The 269-nt window shown below is 69.1% G+C and carries 1 protein-coding gene; it reads left to right on the top strand.

The annotated features are described in order from the left end of the window. Window positions 1-269, top strand: a 269-nt coding sequence (locus tag SB717_RS36190) for a DNA glycosylase AlkZ-like family protein (protein ID WP_410907832.1), incomplete at both ends; no start/stop codon positions are given.

Raw genomic sequence — 269 nt, 5'->3', positions numbered from 1 at the left:
CGAGGGGATGCGCCAGAAGTGGCGTGTCGACCCGGAGGCGCTCGCGGCCCTCGAGAACGACCCGGGCGGCCGTGTGGCCTTCCTCAGCCCGTACGACGGCATGCTCTTCGACCGCCCGCGGCTGCGCGAGCTGTTCGATTTCGACTACGTGCTCGAGCAGTTCAAGCCGAAGCCGCAGCGGAGGTTCGGCTACTTCGCCCACCCGATCCTGCTGGGCGACCGATTCGTGGGGATGCTGGACGCCGAGGTCGACCGCGAGCGCGAGGAAC

The organism is Priestia sp. SIMBA_032, assembly GCF_046535215.1.
Lineage (GTDB): Bacteria > Bacillota > Bacilli > Bacillales > Bacillaceae_H > Priestia > Priestia aryabhattai.
Note: the sequence above shows the minus strand (reverse complement) of the source record. Positions and strands in the feature narration are given on the sequence as shown.